Source organism: Slackia sp. (genome assembly GCF_977041755.1).
In genome coordinates, this window is sequence record NZ_CDRRGL010000134.1 from 1 (window position 1) to 4,559 (window position 4,559).

Consider the following 4,559-nt stretch of genomic DNA (forward strand, 5'->3'; position numbering starts at 1 on the left):
TGGCATTCGCCCCCGCCGTGGAGCTCGAAGCGGTTTCGGCCGAGCCGCCTTCCGCGGATTTCTCATCGGAATCGTCTCCAGCGGAAACCGATTTGCTCGAAGACACCTCAATCGTGGAAAGCACATCAAGATTCATGGGGGAGCCGAGCCACTTCGTGCACACCGCATCGAAGACGCCGTTGCCGCGCACCGCAGTCAGCGCCGCGGAAATAGCCTTCTGCAATTCCTGATTGCTCGAATCGACGCCGATGCAATAGCCGCCCTTGGAACCAAGCAGAGCGATGGGCTGCACGTCGACGCTTTGGACAAGCGCCGCATACGAGCCAATAACCGCATCGGCTGCGACGTACTGCGATTTGCCGGTTTCGACAAGCGAGAACGCCGAGACCAAATCGGAAGCGGGGTTCAGCGCGTCATCGCCGAAAGCGTTTTGAACAGCCCAGGCGCTCGTGGAAGAAGATTGCGCTGCGATGCTCGACGCCTGAACGCTTTCAGGAACGGTTGTAGACCCATTCGAGGCGAACAGGGCAACGCCCGTTTCAATGTAGGGGTCGGAAACCCACATGGTCGAGCTTTTCTCGGTGGACGTCTGGCTCATAACGATGTCGACATCGCCATCGGCAAGGGCTGAAGAGGCATTGCCCGCAACGTCGACAAGTTCGAGCTTCAAGCCCAGCTGATCGGCGAGCGCTGCCGCCATATCGACGTCGATGCCCGCATAGCTGGCACTCGAAGAAGACGTGACAAACGGCGCGCCACCATCGGCGTCAATGCCCACGCGCAACGTGCCATTCTGCCCAATGGCGGGGGAGCTAATCGTGGGAGTAAGGGTTTTTCCCTCATAGGAACCAGCCTGGCTGCAGCCAGCCAAACCGAGCGCAAAGCAAAACGCGCATGCAAACGCGACAACGAGCGACACGCGATGTTTCATCGTATGAATCCTCTTTCCATATCTATCCAGATTCCTCTTTCGGCTGACCTAGTCTTTGCCCCCACACTCGCGCACTGGGGTTTTGCGAATGATTTCGCTCTGCCCTCTCCCCCAGTGCGGCGTTGCCGCAAAAATCGGCCGGGAGGTGCGACTTACTTCTAGGATACGCCATGCTCGCACGCGCCTATATTAGGGCGGCGCGTACTTACGTGGATCCTTTTGACCGCATCTGCCATGGACTAAGGAGCCTTTTGGCCCCCGCAACTACAGACCCGAAAGAAGTCTCGGGTCAGTTTAGCAGATTTAATGCCCCTGCATGAACGAGCGGCCGTCCTCTATGCAGTGTTAACGCAATGCTGAAAGATTGATTGCGAAGGAATAACCCGCGAATAATTGAGGAATTCTTCGCGCATTGCGCTCGCGGAAAGCATGCAAAACAACGGAAATGCCAAGGAAAAAGGAAGGGAAATGTCGGGCGAACGCCACAAAACGGGCAAGGTATCGACAAGGTTTGCGATCTAGCATATCGCCCAGGGGCACGCGAATCGGAAAGAAGGGGCCATGGGACTTATCGCCGACGCGATATGCGAAACGCTCTGGCCCACGCGTTGCGCCCTTTGCGATGCTCCGGGCGCCGTTTTGTGCACACGTTGCGCCGCTCGGCTCGATTATCTCGATTTTTGGCGCGCATGCCCACGGTGCGGAGCTGCCTTCGGCTTTTTGCAGTGCGACCATTGCATTCCCCTCGTAAACAAAGAAGAGCACACGCGCCTTTGCATAAGCGCGCTTCGGTACACAGCGGACACCGGCGTTTTAATCAAAACGTATAAAGACAAAGGAGAGCAGCGTCTTTCCGAAACCTTGGCGGCGATTCTTGCGAACGCGCTCCCACCATCATGGCTGAGGTGGGCGAATGGCGTGACCTACGTGAGCGCAACCAAGGCCGCTCGACGAAGACGAGGCTTCGATCACATGGAGCTTTTGGCCCGAAGCCTTGCGGGCCAATGCGGGCTCCCATGCATACGAGCGCTCAACCCTCCCACCGCGCGCGATCAGCGCATATTGGACAGAGCGGAACGCAAGCAGAATATGCAGGGACGCTTTACTGCATGCGAGCCTCTTCCAGGCCGGCGCCTTATTCTGATCGACGATGTGTTCACCACAGGCGCAACGATGGATCAGGCGAGCATCGCGCTCGAACGTGCCGGCGCGCAGGTGCGTTGCGCCACCGTCGCGCGAGCGTAAGCGCTCCATCGAAGAACGGCGCAACCCCTTGAACAGCCAGAGGTCGCCCAATTCTGCAATGGTTGCGCATTTTATGTTCGTGCACGGAAAGGCATATAGGCCCCACGCCGCTCTAACCCTATAATTTTGAAAGTTTACGGAAGTGCCAACGCGCATTTCAAGCCGCCAATCGATAGGAGCGAGAAGACCGTGTTCGAGCAAATGCTTTCGCATATGACGTTCGTTGACGTCTTCAACTGGTCCGTTCTGCTGGTTTTCAGCATCTGCTACATCTACCAGTTCTACTACGTATTCGTCGTGCTCACGCGCAAACCGCCTTTGCAGGAAGCCAAGGCCAATCACAAATATGCCGTGATGATTTCTGCGCGCAACGAGAGCCAAGTTATCGGCGACCTCATTCACAGCATTCGCGTGCAAAACTACCCGCAAGAGCTCATCAGCATTTTCGTGATTGCCGACAACTGCACCGACAATACCGCAGAAATCGCGCGCAATGCCGGCGCAACCGAAGTGTACGAGCGCTTTAACGACAAGGAAGTCGGCAAGGGCTACGCGCTGAACTACGGCTGGCATGAAATCCAAAAACGCAACGATGCCGAGAGCTTCGAAGCGTATTTCGTATTCGACGCCGACAACGTGCTCGACGCGAATTACTTCCGCGAAATGAATAAAGTCTTTGACGGCGGCGCCGAGGCTTCCACGAGCTATCGCAACTCTAAGAACTACGGAAGCAACTGGATTTCCGCCGGCTATGCCATTTGGTTCTTGCGCGAGGCGAAATACCTGAGCCAGGCGCGCCTCACGCTCAACACGAGCTGCGCTATTTCGGGAACGGGCTTCTTCATTGCCGCCCATGTACTCAAAGAAAGCGGCGGCTGGAAATGGCACCTGCTCACGGAAGATATCGAGTTTTCCGCAAGCTCCATTATTGAAGGCCGTCGTATCGCCTATTGCCCCACCGCCATGCTCTATGACGAACAACCCATTACTTTCATCGACTCCTGGAACCAGCGCTTCCGTTGGGCAAAAGGCTTCTATCAGGTGTTTTGGCACTATGCCGGCAAGCTGTTCAAAGGTATTTTCACCAACCCGAAGGGCAAGCGCTTTGCGTGCTACGATATGCTCATGACCATCGCGCCCGCCATGCTGCTCACGATTATTTCCATCGGCTTCAACGGCACCATCGCGTTGCTCGCGATATTCGGCGTAATATCGGCAGGCACCATGATCACTTCGGCTTTATCGTCGATGTTCTTCTGCCTGTTTAACTTCATGCTGTTCATGTTCATCTTCGGCGTGCTTACTACCTTTACCGAATGGGACAACATCCATTCCACCACGGCGAAGAAGATCGGTTACCTGTTCACCTTCCCCATTTTCCAGCTCACCTACATCCCCATCGCGTTGGTCGCGTTGGTGAAAAAAGCCAGCTGGAAGCCCATCGCCCACACTATTTCGGTTGACGTTGAGGAAATGAGCCAAACCGGCATGAAATAGAAACGCGCCTATTGGTCCAGAAGGCCACCGGCCGCACTTCCTTTCAGAGCGCCGTTTCGCTGCTTAGGCAGCGGATGGCGCTCTTCTTTTATTCCCGGACCCCCAAGTGACACATCGCTCAATTCGACGATGTTCTTCCAGAGGCGCTTCGGCATAAAGCTGCGACGCAGCTCGGGGTTGTAGCGCGCATCGATTGCAACGCTGTCGTAGAACGTTTTCCAAGCCTGCTCATAGAAGGCATCATCGACAGCAGCGGGCGGCACAACGAAATCGGGAGAGCGAACGAGCTGCCATTCTCCGTTATGAGAAACGCCGGCAACATGGTGAACTTCATCGAACACGATGAACGGCTGCGTGTTGAACCGAGCCGAGAACCACCCCATAAGCAGCGTCACGACGCTCGCCTTGGGATTGCATACCGCCACATACACGCCATCGCGCGTTTTCGAGAAACGCATGAATTGCACCCAGTAATGACGCTCATTTCTGACCGATCGAACAATTTCCGCGAAACGCTCAACATCGGGCGCAGCTTTGTCGAATCGTGCGCGAGGGCCGCGCTTCATGGCGTATCGAACGAAGGAAAGAATCGATGAGCCCGCATCGGGTTCATCGGAAAGCGAGGCCGCAACCACGCATTGATATGTCTCCATGTCGCATACGCGAATAATTCCCGCACGCACACGCCACGCCCGTTCCATATTCGTCTCGACCTCAACGATTCGCTGCCCGAGCCTGGGCATAAAGCGGCACGAAGCCGATACGTCAGAAGGGTATTCCTTCCGTTCAAAGGCGAGAAAGACCGCCGTGAGCAGCCCTTCAAGCGAACCATCATGCACGTAGGCAAGCTCAAGGTCGTCCATCGGCGGCAATCCTTCTTTCTTGA

Annotated in this window: 4 protein-coding genes; 2 read left to right on the plus strand and 2 right to left on the minus strand. The window is 55.9% G+C overall.

Annotated elements, in window-relative coordinates; genetic code table 11:
* A partial coding sequence (locus ACWI8T_RS08260) for a substrate-binding periplasmic protein (RefSeq protein WP_449138595.1) occupies nt 1-931 on the minus strand: 931 nt, incomplete at its 3' end.
* A 1,089-nt stretch (nt 932-2,020) separates the two neighbouring features.
* Here ACWI8T_RS08260 and ACWI8T_RS08265 point away from each other — a divergent pair.
* Together ACWI8T_RS08265 and ACWI8T_RS08270 are read left to right on the plus strand one after the other, a co-directional pair.
* Complete coding sequence (locus ACWI8T_RS08265; RefSeq protein ID WP_220269960.1) at nt 2,021-2,176, plus strand: ComF family protein; 156 nt, start codon at nt 2,021-2,023, stop codon at nt 2,174-2,176.
* Between the two features lie 189 nt (nt 2,177-2,365).
* Nucleotides 2,366-3,673 carry a glycosyltransferase family 2 protein gene (locus tag ACWI8T_RS08270; protein ID WP_449138596.1) on the plus strand — a complete coding sequence of 436 codons (1,308 nt, stop codon included), beginning with the start codon at nt 2,366-2,368 and terminating at the stop codon, nt 3,671-3,673.
* An 8-nt stretch (nt 3,674-3,681) separates the two neighbouring features.
* Here the strand turns inward: ACWI8T_RS08270 and ACWI8T_RS08275 are convergent.
* A partial coding sequence (locus ACWI8T_RS08275) for a TIGR03915 family putative DNA repair protein (protein ID WP_449138597.1) occupies nt 3,682-4,559 on the minus strand: 878 nt, incomplete at its 5' end.

Excerpts from the sequence above, each read along its gene's own strand:
- ACWI8T_RS08265 (WP_220269960.1), top strand. The coding sequence starts at position 2,021 with ATGCAGGGACGCTTTACTGCATGCGAGCCTCTTCCAGGCCGGCGCCTT.